We start from the raw sequence: 21,753 nt of genomic DNA, 5'->3' as shown, positions 1-21,753 counted from the left end.
CCACGTTCGAAATTGACAAGCGCGCGCGGATTTGTCGAGAGTGGACGCTGCTCCGGACAATTGGCATGGGCGGAGCGTCATGCTAGGCATTTTGACCAAGCGATAAAAAAATAAGAGTGGGACAGGCTGCATGGCGCAAGCCGCAATCGAACTGACAGGCATCAACAAAAGTTTTGGCGCGGTGCGCGCCAACCGCGACATCAATCTGGAGATCGCGCGCGGCACTATTCACGGCATCGTCGGCGAGAACGGAGCCGGCAAGTCGACGCTGATGTCGATCCTCTACGGTTTCTACCAGGCCGACAGCGGCGAGATCCGTGTCGGCGGCAAGCCGGCGTCGATCAAGACCCCCAACGACGCGATCGCGCTCGGCATCGGCATGGTGCACCAGCATTTCATGCTGGTCGACAATTTCTCGGTGCTGGAGAACATCATCCTCGGCGCCGAAACCGATGCGCTTCTGAAGAGCAGCATCGCCAAGGCGCGCTCCGAGCTTGACCGGCTGGAACGCGAATACGGGCTGGAAGTCGATCCCGATGCGATCATCGAGGAACTGCCGGTCGGCCTGCAGCAGCGCGTCGAAATCCTGAAGGCGCTTTATCGCGGCGCCGAAATCCTGATCCTCGACGAGCCGACGGGCGTCTTGACCCCGGCCGAGGCCAACCACCTGTTCCGCATCCTCAGACAGTTGAAGGAACAGGGAAAGACGGTGGTATTGATCACCCACAAGCTGCGCGAGATCATGGCCATCACCGACACCGTGTCGGTCATGCGTCAGGGCACGATGGTGGCGACCCGGGAGACCAGGAAAACCACCGTCGAGGAGCTGGCCGAGCTGATGGTCGGGCGGCGCGTCTTGCTCCGGGTCGAAAAGGGCGACGCCGAGGCCGGTGCCGTCAAGCTCGCGGTCAAGAACCTGACGGTCAGGGATTCCCGCGGCGTCACCATGGTCGACGACGTCTCCTTCGACTTGCGCGCCGGCGAGATCGTCGGCATCGCCGGCGTCGCCGGCAACGGCCAATCCGAATTGCTCGAGGCGATTTCCGGCATCAGGCACGCCGTTTCCGGTTCCGTGATGCTCGAGGGCAAGCCAATCGATCTCACCGGCAAGGCCGATCCCGGCGAATTGCGCGACCGCGGGCTCGCCCACGTGCCGGAGGACCGCCACCATGTCGGTCTGGTGCTGGCCTTCGAGGAAAACGAGAATTCCATCCTCGGCTACCACGACGATCCCCGCTACCTCAGGGGACCGTTCCTCAACATCGACGCCATCATGGCCGATGCCAAGGACAAGATCGAGAAATACGACATTCGTCCCGGCAACCCGCGCCTGAAGACGGCCAATTTTTCCGGCGGCAACCAGCAGAAGATCGTGCTCGCGCGCGAAATCGAACAGGACCCCGGCGTGCTGATCGTCGGCCAGCCGACGCGCGGCGTCGATGTCGGCGCCATCGAATTCATCCACAAGCGCCTGATCGCCATGCGCGACCAGGGCAAGGCGGTGCTGGTGGTCTCGGTCGAACTCGACGAGATCCGTTCGCTCTCCGATCGCATCCTGGTGATGTTTGCCGGCCGCATCGTCGGCGAGCGCGGCCCCGAGGCGACCGAAGGCGAGCTTGGCCTGCTGATGGCCGGTGTCGAGCATCAGGAGGCCGCGCAATGAGCACGCCTTACGCCAAATTGCCGGCCTGGGCCGACTACGGGCTGATCCCGCTGATCAACCTGTCGGTCGCCTTCATCGTCGCCGGCTTCGTCGTCATGCTGGTCGGCGAAAACCCGTTCCGCGCCGCCGTCATCCTGGTCGAAGGCGCCTTCGGCAAGGGAACAGGCATCGCCTTCACCCTCTTCTATGCCACGACCTTCATATTCACCGGGCTTTCGGTGGCGGTGGCGGCACATTGCGGCCTGTTCAACATCGGCACCGAGGGCCAAGCCTACATCGCCGGCCTCGGCATCGCCATCGTCTGTCTTTCCTTCGACAGTACACTGCCCTGGTGGCTGACTTTTCCGCTGGCCATCGTGGCCTCGGCGCTCGTGGGCGCGTTGTGGGCGTTGATCCCCGCCTACCTGCAGGCCAAGCGCGGCTCGCACATCGTCATCACGACGATCATGTTCAACTTCATCGCCGCCTCGATCATGGTCTACCTGCTGGTCGGTCCGCTGAAACCGGCAGGGTCGCAGGCGCCGCAGACGCGCAACTTCCTCGCCGGCGCCGAACTGCCGAAGCTCAACTGGATCATCGAACTGTTCGGCGCCAAGATCCGCTCGGCCCCGCTCAATATCTGCTTCCTGCTGGCGCTGGCGATGGCCTTCCTGGTCTGGCTGCTGATCTGGCGCACCAGGCTCGGCTACGAGATGCGCACCTATGGCCACAGCCCGAAGGCGGCCCGCTATGCCGGCATTTCGGAAACGCGCATCATCATCACCGCCATGATGATCTCGGGCGCGCTGGCCGGCATGATGGCGCTCAACCCGGTGATGGGCGACCAGCACAATGTCGCGATCGACTTCGTCTCGGGCGCCGGCTTCGTCGGCATCGCGGTGGCGCTGATGGGCCGCCTGCATCCGGTCGGCATCGTGCTGGCGGCGATCCTGTTCGGCATGCTCTACCAGGGCGGCGCCGAACTCGCCTTCGAGATGCCGGCGATCAGCCGCGACATGATCGTCATCATTCAAGGCCTGGTCATCCTTTTCGCCGGCGCGCTGGAGCACATGTTCAGGCCCTATATCCAGGCTCTGTTCGCCTCGTTCAGCCCGAAATCGGTGGGCATGCAGGCTGTCAACGGGAAGGGCGCCTGAGATGGACATCTTCAACGCAATCATCCAGGTGCTGGACTCGACCATCCGCCTGTCGGTGCCGCTGCTGCTTGCCTGCCTCGCCGGCCTCTATTCGGAGCGGGCCGGCATTTTCGACATCGGCCTCGAAGGCAAGATGCTGGTCGGCGCCTTCGCGGGCGCTGCCGCGGCTTCCGTGTTCCACTCGGCGCTTATCGGTCTCGGCATGGCGGTCCTGATCTCTGTCGCTTTCGCGCTGGTGCACGGCTTTGCCTCGATCACCCATCGCGGCAACCAGATCGTTTCGGGCGTGGCGATCAACTTCGTCGCCGCCGGATCGACCATCATCCTCGGCCAGGCCTGGTTCCAGCAGGGTGGCCGCACGCCGGCGCTGCAACCCGGCGAGCGGTTCGAGGCGATCATCTGGCCTGGCGCCGACGCGGCCAGGGACGTGCCGATCATCGGCCCGATCTACGCCGAACTGATCTCCGGCCATTCGATCCTCGTCTATTTCGCCTTTGCGATGGTGCCGTTCACCTGGTGGGTGCTGTTTCGCACGCGCTTCGGCCTCAGGCTGCGCGCGGTCGGCGAAAATCCGGCCGCGGTCGACACGGCTGGCATCTCGGTCGCCTGGCTGCGCTATCGGGCGCTGATCTGCACCGGCATCCTGACCGGGTTCGCCGGCGCCTATCTTTCGATGGTGCAGAATGGCGGCTTCGTGAAGGACATGACGGCGGGCAAGGGCTACATCGCGCTGGCCGCGCTGATCTTCGCCAAATGGAAACCGGTCAACGCCATGTTCGCATGCCTGCTGTTCGGTTTCCTCGATGCGGCGTCGATCCGCCTGCAGGGGACACCGCTGCCCATTGTCGGCAAGGTGTCGGTGCAGTTCATGCAGGCGCTGCCTTATGTGCTGACCGTCATCTTGCTCGCCGGCTTCATCGGCAAGGCCATCCCGCCGCGCGCCGGCGGCGTGCCTTACGTCAAGGAACGCTAGGACAAGACTCCCCACGCCGGGTTTTGGACACGATCATCGGAGAGAACACCTGAATGTCGCATGATCTGTTCGAAGCGGCCAAGGCCGCCATGGCCAAGGCCTATGCGCCCTATTCGAAATTCCCGGTGGGTGCCGCCTTGCGCACCGAGGACGGGCGCGTCTTCACCGGCGCCAACATCGAGGTCGCCTCTTATCCCGAGGGCTGGTGCGCCGAGACCACCGCGCTTGGCCACTACATCATGGGCGGCGGCGGCAAGATCGTGGAAATCGCCGTCCTTGCCGAACGCATGGCCAAATGCTCGCCGTGTGGCGGCTGCCGTCAGCGGCTGGCCGAATTCTGCCGCCCGGAAACGAAACTCTACCTCTGCGACAACACCGGCGTGGCCGAGACCGTGACCATGGGCGACATGCTGCCCTATGGCTTTCGCGGCGATATCCTCAAATGACGCGTTGGCTCACATGCAAAGCTGGCTCAAATGAAGCGTAGGCCGAGATGACGGAAAAAGCGCTGGACCATCTTATCGAAAGGCTGGACGGCCTGGCGCCGTCGACCGCGCTGGTGCTGGGTTCGGGGCTGGGCGACCTTGTCGACCGGATCGAGGATCCCATCCGCGTCTCCTATGCCGCCCTGCCCGGCTTTCCCAGAAGCGGTGTCAGCGGCCATGCCGGCGAAGTGGTCGCCGGGCTGTTTGCCGGCGTTCCGGTGCTGATGTTGTCCGGCCGCGCCCACTACTATGAGCATGGCAACGCCGCGGCGATGCGGCCGGTGCTGGAAGTGCTTGCCGGCATCGGCATCACGAAACTGATCCTCACCAACGCAGCCGGCTCGGTCGATCCGGACATGCCGCCGGGCTCGGTGATGCTGCTCACCGATCACATCAACTTCTCCGGCACCAATCCGCTGATCGGCGAGCCGAGCGACCGCCGCTTCGTCAGCCTGACCGAAGCCTACGATGCCGGCATCCGCGACGCGATCGAACGCGCGGCCAAGGCGACAGGCACAGCGCTGCACAAGGGCGTCTATATGTGGTTCTCGGGGCCTTGCTTCGAGACGCCGGCCGAAATCCGCATGGCGCGCATCATGGGCGCCAACGCCGTCGGCATGTCGACCGTGCCGGAAGTCATTCTCGCCCGGTTCCTCGGTCTGCGCGTCGCCGCCTGCTCGGTCATCACCAATTTGGCCGCTGGCATGACCGGAGCCGAGCTTTCGCACCAGGAAACCAAGGACATGGCGCCGGTTGGCGGATCGCGGCTGGCAACGGTGCTGCAGCGCGTGTTCCGTGACGGGCTGCTGGAGAGCTGATGCTTCCACAGGAAATCATCCGTCACAAACGCGACGGCCACAGGCTGGCGCCTCACGAGATCGCCGCCTTCATCGACGGCGTGACGTCGGGCACCGTAACCGACGGCCAGGTCGCGGCCTTCGCCATGGCGGTGTTCTTCAACGGCATGAACCGCGACGAGGCCGTGGCGATGACGCTTGCCATGCGCGATTCCGGCGACGTGCTCGACTGGTCGGATTTGCCAGGCCCCGTCACCGACAAGCATTCGACGGGCGGCGTCGGCGACAATGTCTCGCTGATGCTGGCGCCGATCGTCGCCGCCTGCGGCGCCTATGTGCCGATGATCTCGGGCCGAGGCCTCGGCCATACCGGCGGCACGCTGGACAAGATGGATGCCATTCCCGGCTACACCAGCCAGCCCGACATCGCGCTGTTCCGCAAGGCGGTGCTGGAAACGGGCTGCGCCATCATCGGCCAGACCGCTGATCTGGCACCCGCCGATCGCCGGCTCTACGCTATCCGCGACGTGACCGGAACCGTGGAATCGGTGCCGCTGATCACGGCATCGATCCTGTCGAAGAAGCTCGCGGCGGGCCTGCAATCGCTGGTGCTCGACGTCAAGGTCGGCAACGGCGCCTTCATGGAGAAATCCCGTGATGCGACCGCGCTCGCCAACAGCCTGGTCGAGGTCGCCGGCGGGGCTGGGCTGAAGGTCTCGGCGCTGATCACCGGCATGAACGAACCGCTGGCCTCGGCCGCCGGCAATGCGGTCGAGGTGCGCAATGCCGTCGATTTTCTGACCGGCCGCTTGCGTGACCGGCGGCTGGAGGATGTGACGCTGGCGCTTGCCGCTGAAATGCTGCAGTCGGCGGGGCTGGTATCGTCCAACCAGGACGGCATGCGTCGCGCCACCGAGACGCTGGCCAGCGGCCGTGCCGCCGCCACCTTCGCGCGCATGGTGACCGTGCTTGGCGGTCCGGCCGATTTCATCGAGAAGCCGGAAAAATACCTGCCCGAGGCGGCAACGGAATTCGCCGTCAAGGCGACGACAGAGGGTTTCGTCACGAATATAGCCACCCGCGACATCGGCCTCGCCGTGGTCGGGCTGGGCGGCGGGCGCACCCGGCCCGACGACAAGATAGATCCCGCCGTCGGCATCACCAGGCTGCTGCCCATAGGCGCGGAAGTAAAAGCCGGAGACGCGCTAGCGCTGATCCATGCCCGCTCACCGTCCGATGCCGAAGCGGCAGCCGCGGCGGTGCTTTCAGCCTATGCGATCGGTGCTTCGAAGCCGTCCGCCGACAAGTCGGTCATCCGGCGGATTCTGCCGCGCGGCTGACTGCACCCTACTGAACCAACAGCAGCGTGCCGTTCTCGGCCTGGTATTTGCCGAGCCGATTGAGAAAACTCATACCGATCAGGTTGGTGCCCAGTGCCTTGTCGTCGAGCACGATCGCCTGCACTCCGTCGACGCTGATGCTGCCGATCTGCAGGCGGTCGATCATCACCACGGCTGCCTTGATGGTGCCGTTGGCGGTGTTGACCTCGTGGCTGAAATCGGAGGGATTGAGCGACAGCCCGATCCGGCGTGCCGTCGACATATTGACCGCCACCAGCGTCGCACCGGTGTCGATCATGCCGTCGACCTGACGGCCGTTGAGCCTGAAGGTGGACGAAAAGTGTCCGCGCCCGTCCGCCGCAACCACGACCTTGCGGCCGGTTGGCAGCGGCGCCACCGGCTTGTCGGGAGCGGACGCCAGGCTGACCTCGGGTTGCGTCTCGGCCCCAGGCTTGGCCGTTACCGTCGATCTCAGCAGGTTTTCGAATATTCGCGGATTCGACTGGTAGACAACCGGGATCGATGCCGACGCACCGGCAAAGAGGCTGAGGATAAGGAGCTTGCGCAGCATGGATCGGCCTCGCCGCATGACCCCGAAAATCGAGATCGATTTTCGGAAAGGCTCATGCGCAAAAACAAAGTGCTACAGCGTCCTTTTGTGCGTCCGAATGGACGCACGGCGCTGTAGTGAGAGCCGATTCATTAGCGCTGGATGGTGTTTGTCGCTTTAACGCGTGCCGAAACCGCGTCTTTGCGTAAACATTTGGTAAATCATACCAAGCACTTTGCTTGGTATTACTTCGTCCCGTACATGCGATCGCCGGCGTCGCCGAGACCAGGCATGATGTAGCCCTTCTCGTTGAGCTGGCGATCGATGGACGCGGTGAAGACCGGGACATCCGGATGTGCCTTGGTAAAGCGCTCGATGCCTTCGGGCGCCGCCAGCAGGCACAGGAAGCGGATGTTGGTGGCGCCGCGCCCCTTCAGCTTATCGATCGCCGCGATCGCCGAATTGGCGGTCGCCAGCATTGGGTCCACGACGATCACCAGTCGGTCGGCGAGATCGCTCGGCGCCTTGAAGAAATATTCCACCGCCTCCAGTGTTTCGTGATCGCGGTAGAGGCCGATATGCGCGACACGTGCCGCCGGCACCAGGTCGAGCAGACCTTCGAGCAGGCCGTTGCCGGCGCGCAGCACCGAGGCGAACACCAGCTTCTTGCCCTCCAGCGTCGGCGCTTCCATCTCCTCGATCGGGGTCTCGATGGTGGTGGTGGTCAGTTCGAGGTTGCGGGTCACCTCATAGCCGAGCAGCAGCGAAATCTCGCGCAGCAATCGCCGGAAGCCGGCGGTCGATGTCTCCTTCTTGCGCATGATGGTCAGCTTGTGCTGGACAAGCGGATGGTCGACGACGGTGACGCCCTTCATGATGTTCTCCTGATGCGGTGTCGCCCGAAACCGCGCGCATGGACCCTTTCGGACCTGTCGCGCTTCAAGCTGCTTGGGCGAACCCTAGCGGTATTGGACCGGCCAAGGAACCGCTTGGCCCGCATCGACCACAGCTTTGTCGGAAGAAATCAGCGAGCGGCGCTGTTCAGCCGGCCAAGAAGCGCTGCTTTGGTCTTGCGGTCGACGAAAGCCGCCTCGATAGCCGTCCTGGTGACCGCGGCGAGCGCTTTCTCATTCATCGCGAAATGCTCGGCGGCGATGTCGTATTCGCGCTTCAGCGAGGTCCAGAAATAGGGCGGGTCGTCGGAGTTGAGCGTCACCTTGCAGCCGGCCGCCTGCAGGGCCGGAAACGGATGATCGGCGAAACTGTCGAACACCTTGAGCGCTATGTTGGAACCGGGGCAGCACTCCAGCACGACGCCCTCGTCGGCGATGCGCCGGACAAGGTCGGGGTTTTCGATGGCGCGCACGCCATGGCCGATGCGCGATGGGCGGATATGGTCGAGTGCCGCCTGGACGGTCTCCCAGCCCGTCAGTTCGCCGGCATGGATGGTGATGCCGAGCCCCGCCTCGCGGGCGATCTCGAACGCCCTGACATAGTCTTCCATGTCGCCCATGCGCTCGTCGCCGGCGACGCCGAAGCCGGTGACCAGCGGATGGCCGCAGCGCGCCGCGAAGCGTGCCGCCCGCTCTATCGATTCAACGCCGACATGGCGCACGCCGGTGACGATCATGCGGCCCTCTATGCCGGTCTTGGCCTTGGCGCGCAGCATGCCTTCGCCGAGCGCGTCGGTGTAGGCCTTGGGTGACAGCCCGGCTTTCGTCGCGTGGTCCGGCGAGGTGAACACCTCGGAGTAGATTGCCCCGTCGCGGGCCAGGCTGGTCAGATAATGGTCGGCCAGCCGCGCATAATCCTCCTCGGTCCGGAACAGGTCGGCGGAAAAGTCGTAGGCCGCCAGAAAGGAGGTGAAATCGTGCCAGACGAAGGAACCGTTCTGGATATAAGGCGAGGTATCCTTGCCGTATTTCTGCGCCTGCCGGATGACGAGCTCGGGCGCCGCTGCCCCTTCAATGTGGCAGTGCAGTTCCGCTTTCAAAGGCATTCAAACATCCCGTCGGTCAGTCCAGGTCTTGAAAACCCACCACCTGGAAGCGCGGCTGAACACCGCGCCTTAAACAATAGCGCCCGCATCATCGATCGGCTATGGTCCCGCCGGTTTTATGACGGATCAAAAAAATGTCAGTTGAGAGAACCACGGCCGCCGGCGGCATGGAAACCTCCTATGGTTTCAAGCGTGTAGGGGAAGGCGAGAAGCAGTCCCTGGTCAACGATGTTTTCCACAAGGTCGCCAACCGCTACGACCTGATGAACGACCTGATGTCAGGCGGCCTGCACCGGCTGTGGAAGGACGCCATGGTCGCCTGGCTCAATCCGCCCAAGCGCGCCGGCTGGCGCGTGCTCGATGTTGCCGGCGGCACCGGCGACATCGCCTTCCGCATCGTCGATGCCAGCCATGGCCATGCGCATGCCACCGTGCTCGACATCAACGGCTCGATGCTCGCCGTCGGCCGCGACAGGGCTGAAAAGAAGAGATTGTCCGGCAACACCGACTTCGTCGAGGCCAACGCCGAGGAACTGCCGTTCCCTGACGCCAGTTTCGACGCCTACACCATCGCGTTCGGCATTCGCAACGTCCCGCATATCGACGTGGCCCTGGGTGAGGCGTTCCGTGTGCTGAAGCCCGGCGGCCGCCTCCTGTGCCTGGAGTTTTCCGAGGTCGAGATGCCGCTGCTCGACAAGGTCTACGAAGCCTGGTCGTTCAATGCCATTCCCAAGATCGGCAAGATGGTCACCGGCGACGGCGAGCCCTATTCCTATCTGGTCGAATCGATCGCGAAATTCCCCAATCAGCAAAACTTCGCGGCGATGATTTCCCGCGCCGGCTTCGAGCGCGTCTCCTTCCGCAACTATTCCGGCGGCATAGCGGCCCTGCATTCGGGCTGGAAGCTTTGAAGCCGTCGCCCATCTCCTGCACGCGACGCGCCTTGCGCCAGTTCGATGAACCGGTGGGGCGGACGCGGCCATGAGCACCGTCAGCGCGGGATTCCGGCTCATACGGGCCGGTTGGGTGCTGGTGCGCGAGGGCGTCGTCGCTGCTCTGCCCGGCGAGGAACTGTCCGGCCTGCCCAAATTCGGCTGGCGGCTGGCGCGGCTGTTCACCCGCCGCCGCGCGCTCGCCTATGAGCGCAGCGATCGGCTGGCGAAGGCGGTGGTCCGGCTCGGCCCTTCCTACGTCAAACTTGGCCAGTTCCTGGCGACGCGGCCCGATGTCGTCGGCAACGACATGGCGCTCGATCTCGCCATGCTGCAGGACAAAATGCACACCTTCCCGAAGGCCGAAGCGATCGCGGCCATCGAGGCCTCGCTCGGGCGCAAGGTGGGCGATCTCTATGCGCGGTTCGGCGATCCCGTTGCGGCCGCATCCATCGCCCAGGTGCATACCGCCGACACCATGCATGACGGCGTGGCCACCCAGGTGGCGGTGAAGGTGATCCGGCCGGGCGTTCGCCGCCGCTTCTTCCACGATCTCGAAAGCTATTTTCTCGCTGCTCGCCTGCAGGAAAAATACATCCCTTCCTCGCGCCGGCTGCGGCCGGTCGAAGTGACCGAGACGCTGGCCCAGACCACCAGGATCGAGATGGACCTGCGCCTCGAGGCGGCGGCACTCTCCGAACTCGGCGAGAACACCAGGGATGACCCCGGCTTCCGTGTCCCAACCGTCGACTGGGAGCGCACCGGCCGCGACGTGCTGACCATGGAATGGGTCGACGGCATCAAGATGAACAACATCGCCGGCCTCGAAGCCGCCGGCCATGACCTGAAGGCGATCGCCGCCAACCTCATCCAGTCCTTCTTGCGCCATACGCTGCGCGACGGCTTCTTCCATGCCGACATGCATCCGGGCAACTTATTCGTCGAGGCAAACGGCACCATCGTCGCCGTCGATCTCGGCATTGCCGGGCGCCTCGGGAAGAAGGAGCGCCGCTTCCTCGCCGAAATCCTCTACGGCTTCATCACACGCGATTATCTGCGCGTCGCCGAGGTGCATTTCGAGGCCGGCTATGTGCCGCGCCAGCACAATGTCTCTGCCTTCGCGCAGGCGATCCGTGCGATCGGCGAGCCGATCCACGGCCAGCCCGCCGAAACGATTTCGATGGCCAAGCTTTTGACGCTGCTGTTCGAGGTGACCGAACTCTTCGACATGGCGACGCGGCCTGAATTGATCCTGCTACAGAAGACCATGGTGGTGGTCGAGGGCGTGGCGCGCACGCTCGACCCGGCCTTCAACATGTGGAAGACCGCCGAACCGGTTGTCGGCGGCTGGATCGCCGGTAACCTCGGGCCGCGCGGTCTTATGGTGGATGCCCGCGACGGAACCAAGGCGCTGCTGGCGCTGGTGCGCCAGGCACCGGAGCTTGCGGCGCGCACTGACCGGCTGTCACGCGAAATCGACCTGATGGCGGAGCACGGGCTGCGCTTCGACGAGACCACCGCCCGCGCCATCGGCAAGGCCGAGGCGCGCTACAGCCGATCCGGCCGCGTGGCGCTGTGGGTGATCGCGCTGACGCTGGTCTATATTGCCTGGAAGCTACTTTAGGCCTCCGAGGGGGGCCGGCGGCTTGCGGCAGTTTGATTGCATTGCTATCATCGCTATCAGGCAAGATGAGTAGAGTGCAATCATATGGCCAGCATCACCATCCGCAACCTTGACGATGAGGTCAAGGAGCTGCTGCGCCGGCTGGCGGCGGAAAACGATCGCTCCATGGAAGAACAGGCGCGGGTGATGATCCGGGCCGCTGTCGACGGCCAGGTCGGCCCGGTAGGCCGTCTCGACCAGATCGAGAAAGCCCTCCACGAACTGGCCAATTCGCAAGGCACCCCGGCGTCAGCCTTGGCAGGCAAGAGTTTGCCGCGAGGCACGCTTTCCAACAAACGCATCCTGCTGATCATCGGCGGCGGCATCGCCGCCTACAAGGCGCTCGACCTGATCCGCAGGCTGCGCGAGCGTGGTGCGGCGGTGCGGGTGGTCATGACGTCGGCGGCGCGGGAATTCGTGACGACGCTGTCGGTCGGTGCGCTCTCCGCCGACCATGTCTTCACCGACCTGTTCGACCGCAACGATGAACACGATGTCGGCCACATCAGGCTGTCGCGCGAAGCGGACCTCCTGGTGGTGGCGCCCGCCACCGCCGACCTGATGGCCAAGCTCGCCAATGGCCACGCCAACGATCTGGCCTCGACCGTGCTCATCGCCACCGACAAGCCGGTGCTGATGGCCCCGGCGATGAACCCGAAGATGTGGTCGCATCCTGCCACCCGCCGCAACCGCGCGACATTGGGCAAGGACGGCATCGCCTTCGTCGGCCCCGCCAAGGGTGAGATGGCCGAGAGCAACGAGGCCGGCGAAGGCCGCATGGCCGAACCGCTGGAGATCGTCGCCGCGGTCGAGGCGCTGCTCGATGCCGGCCCCAAGCCGCTGGCGGGGCGCAAGATCATCGTCACGTCAGGCCCGACACACGAGCCGATCGATCCCGTGCGCTATATCGCCAACCGGTCGTCCGGCAAGCAGGGCCACGCCATCGCCGCGGCATTGGCGAGGCTCGGCGCCGACGTGCGCCTCGTCTCCGGTCCCGTAGGCATCGCCGATCCGGCCGAGGTGAAGACCGTCCATGTCGAACGGGCGCAGGAGATGCGCGACGCGGTGGAACAGCTTCTGCCCGCCGACGCCGCGGTGTTCGTCGCCGCAGTTGCCGACTGGCGCACCGAGAATTCGGCCGGCGAGAAGATCAAGAAGGTCGCGGGCGAAGGCCCGCCGGTGCTGCGCATGGTCGAGAACCCCGACATCTTGGCGGGCATCGGCCACCACAAGCAGCGACCAGGTCTGGTCGTCGGCTTTGCCGCCGAGACGCAGGATCTCTTGCGCAACGCCGAGGCCAAGCTCAGGAAGAAAGGCGCCGATCTCATCGTCGCCAACGATGTGTCGCAGGCCAGCGGTATCGGTCCTTCAGGCGTGATGGGCGGCGATCGCAACCGGGTGCGGATCGTGTCGAAGGCCGGCGTCGAGGAATGGCCTGAAATGACCAAGGACGAGGTGGCGGCGCGGCTCGCCGCGCTCATCGCCGAGCGGTTGAAAACGATCGTCGTCTGACAAGTGTCGGCGCAAGCATTTACCGCCAACCCCTGTCGCTTGCGGTGACGGTCCAAGCCGTCAATTGGCCAAAAGCTCCGCGGTGCGGGCAAGCGCCCCACCGAAGCCGTTGAGCGGAATGGAAAAGCTTACGACTTGCCCCGTATCCGCCGCGAACGCATCGATCTTGAGCGTGGTGCCGTTCTTGAGCAGCGGCGTGACATTTGCATCGAACGCCACCGGCACCAGGCAGCCGACCACCTGGCAGGTGTTGAACGGCAGGCTGCCGTCGAGCTTCTGGTCGTCGATGGTCAGCGTAACGCCCTTGGCAAGCGCCAGGCCAAACGGCAGCGCAAGGGTTCCGGTCGCATCCTCGCCGGTCTTGCTCGACAGCTCGATCGCCAGCAGCCGCTGGTTGCTTTGCTTGTTGAACTGCTGGTGCGACAGGCTACAGACCTTGTTGGTGCCCGATATCTGGCAATTGACCGTCCAGTCGCCATGGGTTTCGGACAAGGCCGAAGCGCCGCCGGGCAGCTGCGGCGCGTCAGCCGCGGCGGGCGGCGTTGCCGTCACCTTGTCGCTCTTGGTTTGCGCCGCCATGGCCGGCAGGCCTGCGATACAGGCAGCACCCAGCACGGCTGCGAAATACGCGTATTTCCTCATCAAGATCTCTCCCGCCGGGCTCCGCCTCGAGCCAGCCTAGAAACTGACCTTGAGAGACGCGCTGACTGCATTCTGTTTGACCGTTTCCCCGAAGGCGCCACTATACCTGACGGACATGCCGACGCCATTGACCCCATTCAACTCGAGGCCGGCGCCGACCCGATAGAGCGGCGAATCGATCGCCTCCGTCAAGTGCAATGCCGGGTTGCCGGGCAGATTCTCCGCAGCCGCGAAGCGTCCTTCGATCTCCCACTCCTTGGTTGAAAACTCCACCCCAGCCTTTCCATAGAGGCGAAGGCTGGCAATGTCGCTGAGTGCGATGTCGGTTCCAATTTCGAGCGCCGGCGTCGCCGCATAGAAGGTGTCCGCCGATCCGTCGAAGTTGAAACCGGCAGCCGACCCCTCTTCCTTTCCCGAAACACGCAGCCAGCGCGCGTCGAACTGCAAGGTCGGCTGCAGGTAGAACGCGCCCATCTGTTGCGTGAAGCCAAGCCGTGCCGAGCCACCGAACTGAGCGGTCTTCTGCGTGTAGGTGACGCTGTTGCCGATCCCGGGCAGCATTTCCTCGTCCAGATAATCGCCGATCAGCGTTTCGCCGGGAATGAAGAACGCCGGATCGATATGGGTATCGCGCTCGCCCTTGAAGGAACCGGTGCCGCCGCCGAGCGCGAAGTCGATGAAGTAATTCTTGTCGGCGTACTTCGCCAGCGCATAGGCCTGCCAGGCCTGACCGGTGGTTTGTGACAGCAGTTCGCCGTTGGCGTCGATCTTGGAGTCGAATTCCGTACGGCCGATGGTGGCGCCCAGCGACCAGTTCTGGCCGACCTCGCCGATGCCGCCAAGCGACATGGTCTTCAGGACGTCGTCGCGGCTGGTGGTCCCGGCACCCGCGTCGCGACTGTATTCGGCCTGCGGACTGATCGTCGCCCAGATGCAGGGGCCGTCGAGGTTCTTGTAGAACGGCACGCCGGTGCATTCGCGCGCCGTTTCCAACATGATGTCGGCCTCGCGGTTGATCATGTCGAAGGCATGCACCGCATAGCGCGGCGTCAGTCGCGTCAGCGCGGCACCCAGTTCCTGCTCGTTGGGCAGGAAGCGCAGCATGTTGATCAACCGGGCCATCGGGTTGTCCGGGGTCGAGGCCGCTTCGACGTCGTCGAGATACTGCGCCAATTGGAACACGCCCGGATCGGTGGTTCCGGAACCGGGATCCTGCGCCAGTTCGAGGAAGGTCGGATTGTCGGCGTAGAGAACGAGATCGGTGCCGTTATCCACCTTGAACTGGAAGTTGAAGCCCACCGCCGGATGCAGGGTTTTCGCGTCGATGCCGGAATCGGTCATCGCCGAGCCTTTGGCCACCACATATTCGGTGAACAGCTTGTCGATCGTGAGGAAGTTCAACGGAGCCTCGCCGTTGAAGTCGCCCGCGCCTGTCAGCGCCAGCGCATCGGTGATCTGGTTGTTGAGGTCCACGTCGGTGACGAAGTCGCCGGAGAGAACCTGCTTGAAGCCGCCGCCGACATCCACTTTCGCAACCACGCCGATGCCTTGGTTGGTATAGAGCCCATCATTGGTGAACAGCCCGCCGCCGAGATCGATGGTCTTGAGGCCGACCATCGAGGAATCGGCGAAATTGTGGAAGCTGTTGTTGCCGCCGCCGAGATCGATGTTGCCGATGACGCGTCCCAACGTGTCGGCCGCCTTGGAATTGTCGACATGGTCATCGCCCGATGTGCCGGTGATGGCGAGCGGACTGAAATCGTCCAGCAGCGATTCCAGGATCGCGTTTGTCGGCACCACCGGGCCGGGCGCCAGCAGGAAAGCCTGAAACGCCTGGAACTGCGCTGCCTGGATCTCGAAAGTCGGCGTCGCCCCCATCGCGTAGAGCAGGCTGTGGTTGGTCAGCGTGTTGTCGGCGCCGCCGACGAGCATCGCCGCGACACCGGTTCCGGCCCCACCGATCGTATATTGGCCATTGAGGTTGATGGTGATGTTGCCCTTGGCGCCCTTGGCCGTGCTCTCGCCATAGACAGCCACCGAATCCGCGCCTTGTGCCAACAGGCTGTCACCCGCCGTCAGGTCGACCGCATGGGCGTCGCCATTGCCTGTCGCGCTCTGCCCGAACATGGCATAGGCACTCGCGCCCTTCACCCAGACCTGGCTGTCGGTGCTGGCGGATGCCGCCGCGGCATCGCCGATGCCACCTTGCGAGCCGGCGGCCGACTGGCCCATGCCGAGCGAATCCGTGCCGCCGGCGCCACCGCCGCCACCAACCGCCTGGGCGACGATGCCGTGGCCACGGTCGCCATCGGTCTCGATCGCGCCCGACTGGATGATGGTTACCTTGCCGCCGGTGCCCTTGGTGCCGCCGGGCGTGTTGAAGCCGATGGCATTTGGCCCGCCGCCATCGTCGTCGGCGCCAAAGCGGCCGAAGCCAGCACCACCGATGCCGCCGCCGCCGCCCACTGATTGTGCGATAATGGCGATCGAATCCTTGCCGGTGGTGGTGATCGTGCCGGTGCGGATGACGGTGACGTCGCCGCCATCGCCGCCTTTGCCGCCGACACCACCAATGGCCAACGCGTTCGAACTCTTGCCCTTGGCGTCACCGCCATAGCCGCCACCGCCGCCGACCGATTGCGCGACCACGCCATGCGCGCGTTCGCCATGGGTGATGATGGTGCCGGAAACGGTGACATCCACTTGCCCGCCATTGCCGCCATTGCCGCCGAAGCCGCCAAGCTGCAGCGCGACCGATTCATCGCCTGCCGTGTCTGCCGACACCACGCCGCCATAACCGCCGCCGCCGCCGATGGACTGGGCGAAGATGCCGAGCGCGCCATCCTTCCAGGTCTCGATGGCGCCGTCATTGTTGACGATGACATGGCCGCCATTGGAGCCGTCGCCGCTTGGCAACGAGGCCGCGCCGCCAATCGTCATGTCGGCCTTCGAGGTGTTGGCGGCGGCACCCGATGCGCCGCCACCACCACCGACCGACTGCGCAAAAATGCCATGCGAGAGGTAACCCAGGGTGGTGATCTGGCCATGGTTGTCGACCGTGACGTCGCCACCGCGGCTGCCAACGCCACCCAGGCCGCCGATCGCCAGCGAGACGGAGGTCTCCGCGCTGCCCGTCTCGGTCGAACCGGCACCGGCGGCACCGCCGCCGCCGCCAATCGACTGCGCGAAGATGCCATAGGAATTGTCGCCCTTGGTCAGAATCTCGCCCGTGTCGAAGTTCGTGACATGAACGAAATCGCTCTTGCCGCCGTCGCCACCGGCTCCGCCGAGGCTGAGCGTAATGGCCACATTGGAGTCCTTGGCCGAAGTGCCGGAAGCGCCGCCGACGCCGCCGCTGCCGCCGATCGACTGCGCCATGATGCCGTGCGAATAGGCCGCCTCGGTGTGGATGTAGCCGCTGTTCTCGACGACGATCTTGCCGCCGTCGCCGCCGACCTTGCCCGATCCGCCGAGCGAGAGGTTGACGCTGACTTCCGAGTCATCGGTCTTTCCGGTGCTCTCGCCGGCACCGCCGGCGCCACCGCCGCCACCCACGGACTGTGCGAAGATGCCGATCGAGCGCTCCTGCTTGGTCCAGATTTCGGCCGTCCCAAGATTGAAAACGTCGACCTCGAAGCCACTGCCGCCGCCGCCGCCCGCCCCGCCGAGCGCGCCGCCGATGGCATATTTGCCGAGAACGCCCGATGTCGCCGAACCGCCGACGCCACCACCGCCGCCGATGGAGTTGGCTGAGATGCCGTAGGAATCGGCGCCGTCTGTGACGATCAGGCTCCGGTTGGTGACCGACACGGTGCCGCCATTGCCGGCGCCGCCGGCAGCAAGGCCGATGGCCGCGCCGATGCCCACGGATGTCTCGCCCTCGCTGCCGCCGCCGACGATCTCCTCGTCGGTCGAGGCCGCTCCGCCGCCGCCGCCGCCGCCGCCGACCGACATGGCTAGTATGCCTATCGAATTGAAACCCTGGGTCCGGATCACGCCGGAATTGTCGACATGCACGCCGGCGCCGATGACATTGCCGCCGCCATCAAGGCGGAACATCGCCGCATCGTTTCCGGACCCGCCTTTGCCGCCGATGCCGACATTGACGGTGACGCTCGTCTCGCTGGTGCCGCCCAGATGGAATGCCTTGGCGTTGCTCGCGCCGCCCATGCCGCCGCCGCCGCCCAGCGACTCCGCGACGATGCCCGAGGAGAAATCGCCCGTGGTCGTCAGGTTGCCGCTGTTGATCACGTCGACCGCGCCGGAAGTATTGCCTGTGCCGCCGCCGCCGCCGACACCGACATTGACCGCGACGTTGACCCCCTCGCCGCCGCCGAGATCGGCGGTCGCGCCATTGGTCGAGCCGCCATTGCCGCCGCCGCCGCCGATCGACTGAGCCATGATGGCCGCGCTCATGTCGCCGGCGGTTTGCACCGTCAAGGCGTTGTGGACGAGCACGTCATCGCTGACATTGCCGTCGCCGCCACCGCCGCCGATGCTGACCGTCGCATTGATGGCGACATCGTTGCCGTAACCGCCGGCCGCCCCCCAGGAATCGCCGCCATTGCCGCCGCTGCCGGCGACCGACTGGGCAAGAATGCCGACCGCCTGATAGCCACTGGTGACGATGCTGCCGCCACCGTTCAGGCCGGTGTCGACCGTCACCAGGTCGCTTCTGCCGCCATCGCCGCCCCAGCCGCCAACCGTAACACCCAGGCTGACACTGGCGTCGGTGCTGACAGCACCGGTGATTGTGGTCGCCCGCCCGCCATTGCCGCCGCCGCCGCCGATCGACTGCGCGACGATGCCGCCCGACCCGACCGCATCGGTATCGGCAATGATGTTGCCGTCCGCCTTGACCGTAACCTTGCCGCCAGGGCCGCCGTCGCCGCCGGTGCCGCCAATCGACACACCCACGGCGGCGGAGAAATAAAGACCGCCGCTGAAGGCGCCGGAATAGGCATTGCCGCCATTGCCGCCGCTACCGCCGACTGACTGAGCAAGAATGCCCTTGGAGCCGGCTCCCGCCACGTGAATGTCGCCCTTGTGGGTGACCGTGACCTCCTTGCTTAGATTCGCGTCGCCGCCACCGCCGCCAAGCGCCACGCCGGCCGCGCCGAACGCGCCAACGGCAACGGCCCCGGTGCTGCCGCCATTGCCGCCGCCGCCGCCGACCGACTGCGCCAGTATGCCATTCGAGAGCGCGCCCTTGGTTGTGATGTTGGCGTTGTTGATAACCTCGACGACGCCACCCGCGCCGCCACCGCCGCCCGCGCCGCCGATGCCGACGGCGGCGAAAAGCCCGCCGGCCACGGCAAAGCCGCCGTCGCCGCCGGACCCACCGACCGACTGCGCGAAGATGCCGTTGGACAGGTCGCCACCCGTATCGATCTTGCCGGAGTTGTTGACAAACACCTTTTCGCTCGTGCCCGCCGAGGCGCCGGTACCGCCCAGCGAGAAGGACGGGCCGCCCAAGGTGACGCTGAAGCCGCCAGACCCCCCACCGCCGCCGATCGATTGTGCCAGGATACCGTGCGACTGGTAGCCCCCGGTGCTGAGCGCGGCCGCGTTGATGACGTCGACCGTGCTGGAAACGCCGCCGCCTGCGCCCTTTCCGCCGATGCCGATGTTGACGCCGGCACCGAGCGCGACGACGCCGCCACCATTGCCGCCGCCACCACCGATCGACTGTGCCACCATGGCCGAAGACCGCTCGCGTGTCGTGGTGACGGAGCCGCCATTGTCGGTGATCTTGACCGCACTGGCGTCGCCCGCAACGCCGCCGCTGCCGCCGATGCCGACAGACGCGGCCAAGCCGAGGCCACCGACGAAGCTGCCATTGCCGCCACCGCCGCCGATCGACTGGACAAGGATACCGATCGAATCGGCACCCGCGGTTTTGACGACGGAATTGTCCGTAAAGAAGCTGGCGGCCATGCCTTTGCCGCCGCCCGCGCCGCTGCCGCCCACGCCGACATTCACGCCCAGGCTGCCGCTGATCACCGCGCCGGCATTGCCGCCGCCGCCGCCAATGGACTGCACGATGATGCCGGCCGACCGATCGTTGGACGTTGTCACGCTGCCATTGGAACGCGCATCGACAACGCCGCCATCGCCGGCGGCGCCGCCACTGCCGCCAACGCCCACGGAAACGATGGCCGAGACGGCGATCGAAAAGCCGCCATTGCCGCCGCCGCCGCCAACCGACTGCACGATGATGCCGGCCGAATCCGCGCCATGCGTCGTCACATCGGACTGGGTGCCGTTGAAGGTGACCGCATCGCCGGTGCCGCCGCCGGCGCCTTTCCTGCCGATGCCGACACTGACGCCGGCGCTGCCTGCGACGCTGCCGCCGCCATTGCCGCCACCGCCGCCGATCGACTGCGCGATGATGCCGGCGGAGCGATCCTGGAATGTTTCGACGCTGCCGCCGGTCGTCATGTTGACCGTGCCGCCCTTGCCGCCCGGGCCGCCTTCGCCTCCGACGCCGACCGAGATAAGCGCGGAGATCGACAACGCAAACCCGCCATTGCCGCCGCCGCCACCCACCGACTGGGTCAGGATGCCGGTCGAGTCGGTGCCATGCGTCGTCACATGCGAGGTGCCGACATTGTAGATGACGTTACCGCCGGCGCCGCCCGCGCCACCCTTGCCGCCAATCGAGGCCGAAACCGCTCCGCTGACCGTATAGCTGCCGCCGCCATTGCCGCCGCCGCCGCCCACCGATTGCGTCAGTATGCCGATGGCAGAGATTCCGCTCGTCTCGACCGTTGGACCGCCGGCGGCCTGCTGGACGTTGACGTCGCCGCCATTGCTGGCCGCACCGCCGGAACCGCCGACGCCGACCGCGACCACGGGGCCGCCGGCGATGGCGAAACCGCCATTGCCGCCACCACCGCCGATCGACTGGATGACGATGCCGATCGCGCCGTCGCCGCTGCCATCGGCGCCGGTCTTGATCGAGCCCCCGAGATTGCCGAAGACACTGCCGCCCTTGCCGCCGCCGCCGCCGGATCCGCCGAGTGCGATCGATCCGATCGCGCCGCCGCCGTCGCCGCCACCACCGCCGACCGATTCAACCAGCATGCCGATGGCGCCGACGCCGTTGGTGGTGATGGAACCCGTGTTGGTGCCGGTCGCTGTGCCGCCATTGTTTCCGTCTTGGCCCGAGCCGCCGCCGCCGAAGAAGCCGAAGGCTCCGCCGCCATCTCCGCCACCGCCGCCGACGGACTGGATGACCATACCGCTGGCGAAGTCGCCCATCGTGGTGATGTTTCCGGAATTCTTGCCATCCGCCAAGCCGCCGACGGTCGGCACGCCGCCATTGCCACCGCCACCGTTGATAATTCCGGTTCCCTGCGCTCCGTCGCCGCCGGAGCCACCGGCCGAGCGAACCAGGATGCCCTTTGAAAAGGTACCTTGCGTGTGAATGTCGCCTGCATTGTCCGCCGACGCCGAGCCACCATTGCCGCCGGAACCGCCATCACCACCTTTGCCGGATCCGATGCCGCCGACGGCGGTGCCGCCATTGCCGCCATTGCCGCCACTGGAGTTGACGGTGATACCGTTCGCCAGGTCCGCTGTCGTTGTGATGTTGCTGGTCGATGTGGTCGTCACGGTCGCGGTGCCGCCGTCGCCGCCTCTGCCACCGGTACCACCGTTGATCAGCAGCAGATGGAAGGCAAATCCGCCATCGCCGCCATCGCCGCCACTTGCATTTGCACTGATGCCGCTCGCGGAGGCGCCACTGGTCTGCAACTGGGCTGTATTCGTGATATCGACGACGCCACCCTTGGCCCCATTGCCGCCATCGCCGCCATCGACCTCGAAGAAGGGAGGGACAATGGTTGCCTCGACGGTCGAGCCGCCATTGCCGCCTCTGCCGCCAACGGCGCTGCCGACAAAGGCGCTGCCGACGCTCGATTGCGGATCATTATTTGTGTAGTTGACCGGTCCGGTGGGAGGATGGCCGTCATCCGCATCGGCATCGCCGATCACATTTGCGCCGTTGTCTCCGGGCGCACCGTCGTGATTGATCACGACCTGCGCATGGACTGGGCT

The 21,753-nt window shown here is 65.4% G+C and carries 14 protein-coding genes; 9 read left to right on the top strand and 5 right to left on the bottom strand.

The window, feature by feature from the left end; genetic code table 11:
• Positions 1-130: 130 nt before the first annotated feature.
• From EN824_RS13795 to deoA, 6 genes are read left to right on the top strand one after another with little or no spacing between them, the layout of a single operon-like run.
• Positions 131-1,663 carry an ABC transporter ATP-binding protein gene (locus tag EN824_RS13795; protein ID WP_135932390.1) on the top strand — a complete coding sequence of 511 codons (1,533 nt, stop codon included), beginning with the start codon at positions 131-133 and terminating at the stop codon, positions 1,661-1,663.
• Positions 1,660-2,799, top strand: a complete 1,140-nt coding sequence (locus EN824_RS13790) for an ABC transporter permease (protein ID WP_127280035.1) — start codon at positions 1,660-1,662, stop codon at positions 2,797-2,799. Before EN824_RS13795 ends, EN824_RS13790 begins: the two co-directional genes overlap by 4 nt.
• Position 2,800: 1 nt before the next feature.
• Entirely contained in the window at positions 2,801-3,772 is a 972-nt protein-coding gene (locus EN824_RS13785; protein WP_127280034.1) for an ABC transporter permease, read from the top strand.
• 53 nt (positions 3,773-3,825) lie between these two features.
• Positions 3,826-4,218, top strand: coding sequence for a cytidine deaminase (gene cdd / locus EN824_RS13780; RefSeq protein ID WP_127280033.1), 393 nt, complete (start codon positions 3,826-3,828; stop codon positions 4,216-4,218).
• 47 nt (positions 4,219-4,265) lie between these two features.
• The gene (locus tag EN824_RS13775; RefSeq protein WP_127280032.1) at positions 4,266-5,075 is read left to right on the top strand and encodes a purine-nucleoside phosphorylase; all 810 of its coding nucleotides are present in this window, start codon (positions 4,266-4,268) and stop codon (positions 5,073-5,075) included.
• Positions 5,075-6,394, top strand: coding sequence for a thymidine phosphorylase (deoA, locus tag EN824_RS13770; protein WP_127280031.1), 1,320 nt, complete (start codon positions 5,075-5,077; stop codon positions 6,392-6,394). The genes EN824_RS13775 and deoA overlap by 1 nt, the downstream gene beginning before the upstream one ends.
• Positions 6,395-6,401: 7 nt before the next feature.
• Here the strand turns inward: deoA and EN824_RS13765 are convergent, their stop codons facing one another.
• The 3 genes from EN824_RS13765 to EN824_RS13755 all read right to left on the bottom strand — a co-directional run bounded on the left by EN824_RS13765 (position 6,402) and on the right by EN824_RS13755 (position 8,943).
• Positions 6,402-6,965: a TIGR02281 family clan AA aspartic protease gene (locus EN824_RS13765; protein ID WP_127869968.1), complete on the bottom strand. Its 564-nt coding sequence runs from the start codon at positions 6,963-6,965 to the stop codon at positions 6,402-6,404.
• A 224-nt stretch (positions 6,966-7,189) separates the two neighbouring features.
• Positions 7,190-7,819 (bottom strand): uracil phosphoribosyltransferase, encoded by a 630-nt coding sequence (gene upp, locus EN824_RS13760; protein WP_095199484.1) that lies wholly within the window; start codon positions 7,817-7,819, stop codon positions 7,190-7,192.
• A 149-nt stretch (positions 7,820-7,968) separates the two neighbouring features.
• The gene (locus EN824_RS13755) at positions 7,969-8,943 is read right to left on the bottom strand and encodes an adenosine deaminase (protein ID WP_127280962.1); all 975 of its coding nucleotides are present in this window, start codon (positions 8,941-8,943) and stop codon (positions 7,969-7,971) included.
• Between the two features lie 134 nt (positions 8,944-9,077).
• Here EN824_RS13755 and ubiE point away from each other — a divergent pair, with 134 nt between their 5' ends.
• From ubiE to coaBC, 3 genes are all read left to right on the top strand, one after another.
• The gene (ubiE, locus tag EN824_RS13750) at positions 9,078-9,854 is read left to right on the top strand and encodes a bifunctional demethylmenaquinone methyltransferase/2-methoxy-6-polyprenyl-1,4-benzoquinol methylase UbiE (protein WP_127280961.1); all 777 of its coding nucleotides are present in this window, start codon (positions 9,078-9,080) and stop codon (positions 9,852-9,854) included.
• Positions 9,855-9,924: 70 nt separating this feature from the next.
• Positions 9,925-11,499 carry a 2-polyprenylphenol 6-hydroxylase gene (ubiB, locus tag EN824_RS13745; RefSeq protein WP_135865708.1) on the top strand — a complete coding sequence of 525 codons (1,575 nt, stop codon included), beginning with the start codon at positions 9,925-9,927 and terminating at the stop codon, positions 11,497-11,499.
• An 84-nt stretch (positions 11,500-11,583) separates the two neighbouring features.
• Positions 11,584-13,050: a bifunctional phosphopantothenoylcysteine decarboxylase/phosphopantothenate--cysteine ligase CoaBC gene (coaBC, locus tag EN824_RS13740; RefSeq protein WP_210236363.1), complete on the top strand. Its 1,467-nt coding sequence runs from the start codon at positions 11,584-11,586 to the stop codon at positions 13,048-13,050.
• A gap of 60 nt (positions 13,051-13,110) precedes the next feature.
• Here coaBC and EN824_RS13735 read toward each other — a convergent pair whose 3' ends face one another.
• Positions 13,111-13,692, bottom strand: a complete 582-nt coding sequence (locus EN824_RS13735; RefSeq protein ID WP_127869972.1) for an invasion associated locus B family protein — start codon at positions 13,690-13,692, stop codon at positions 13,111-13,113.
• 36 nt (positions 13,693-13,728) lie between these two features.
• Positions 13,729-21,732 (bottom strand): autotransporter outer membrane beta-barrel domain-containing protein, encoded by an 8,004-nt coding sequence (locus EN824_RS13730; RefSeq protein WP_272483018.1) that lies wholly within the window; start codon positions 21,730-21,732, stop codon positions 13,729-13,731.
• Positions 21,733-21,753 lie beyond the last annotated feature (21 nt).

Source organism: Mesorhizobium sp. M8A.F.Ca.ET.181.01.1.1 (genome assembly GCF_004792025.1).
Classification (GTDB): domain Bacteria; phylum Pseudomonadota; class Alphaproteobacteria; order Rhizobiales; family Rhizobiaceae; genus Mesorhizobium.
The sequence above is the reverse complement of the archived record's forward strand: the minus strand, read 5'-3'. Positions and strand labels throughout refer to the sequence as shown.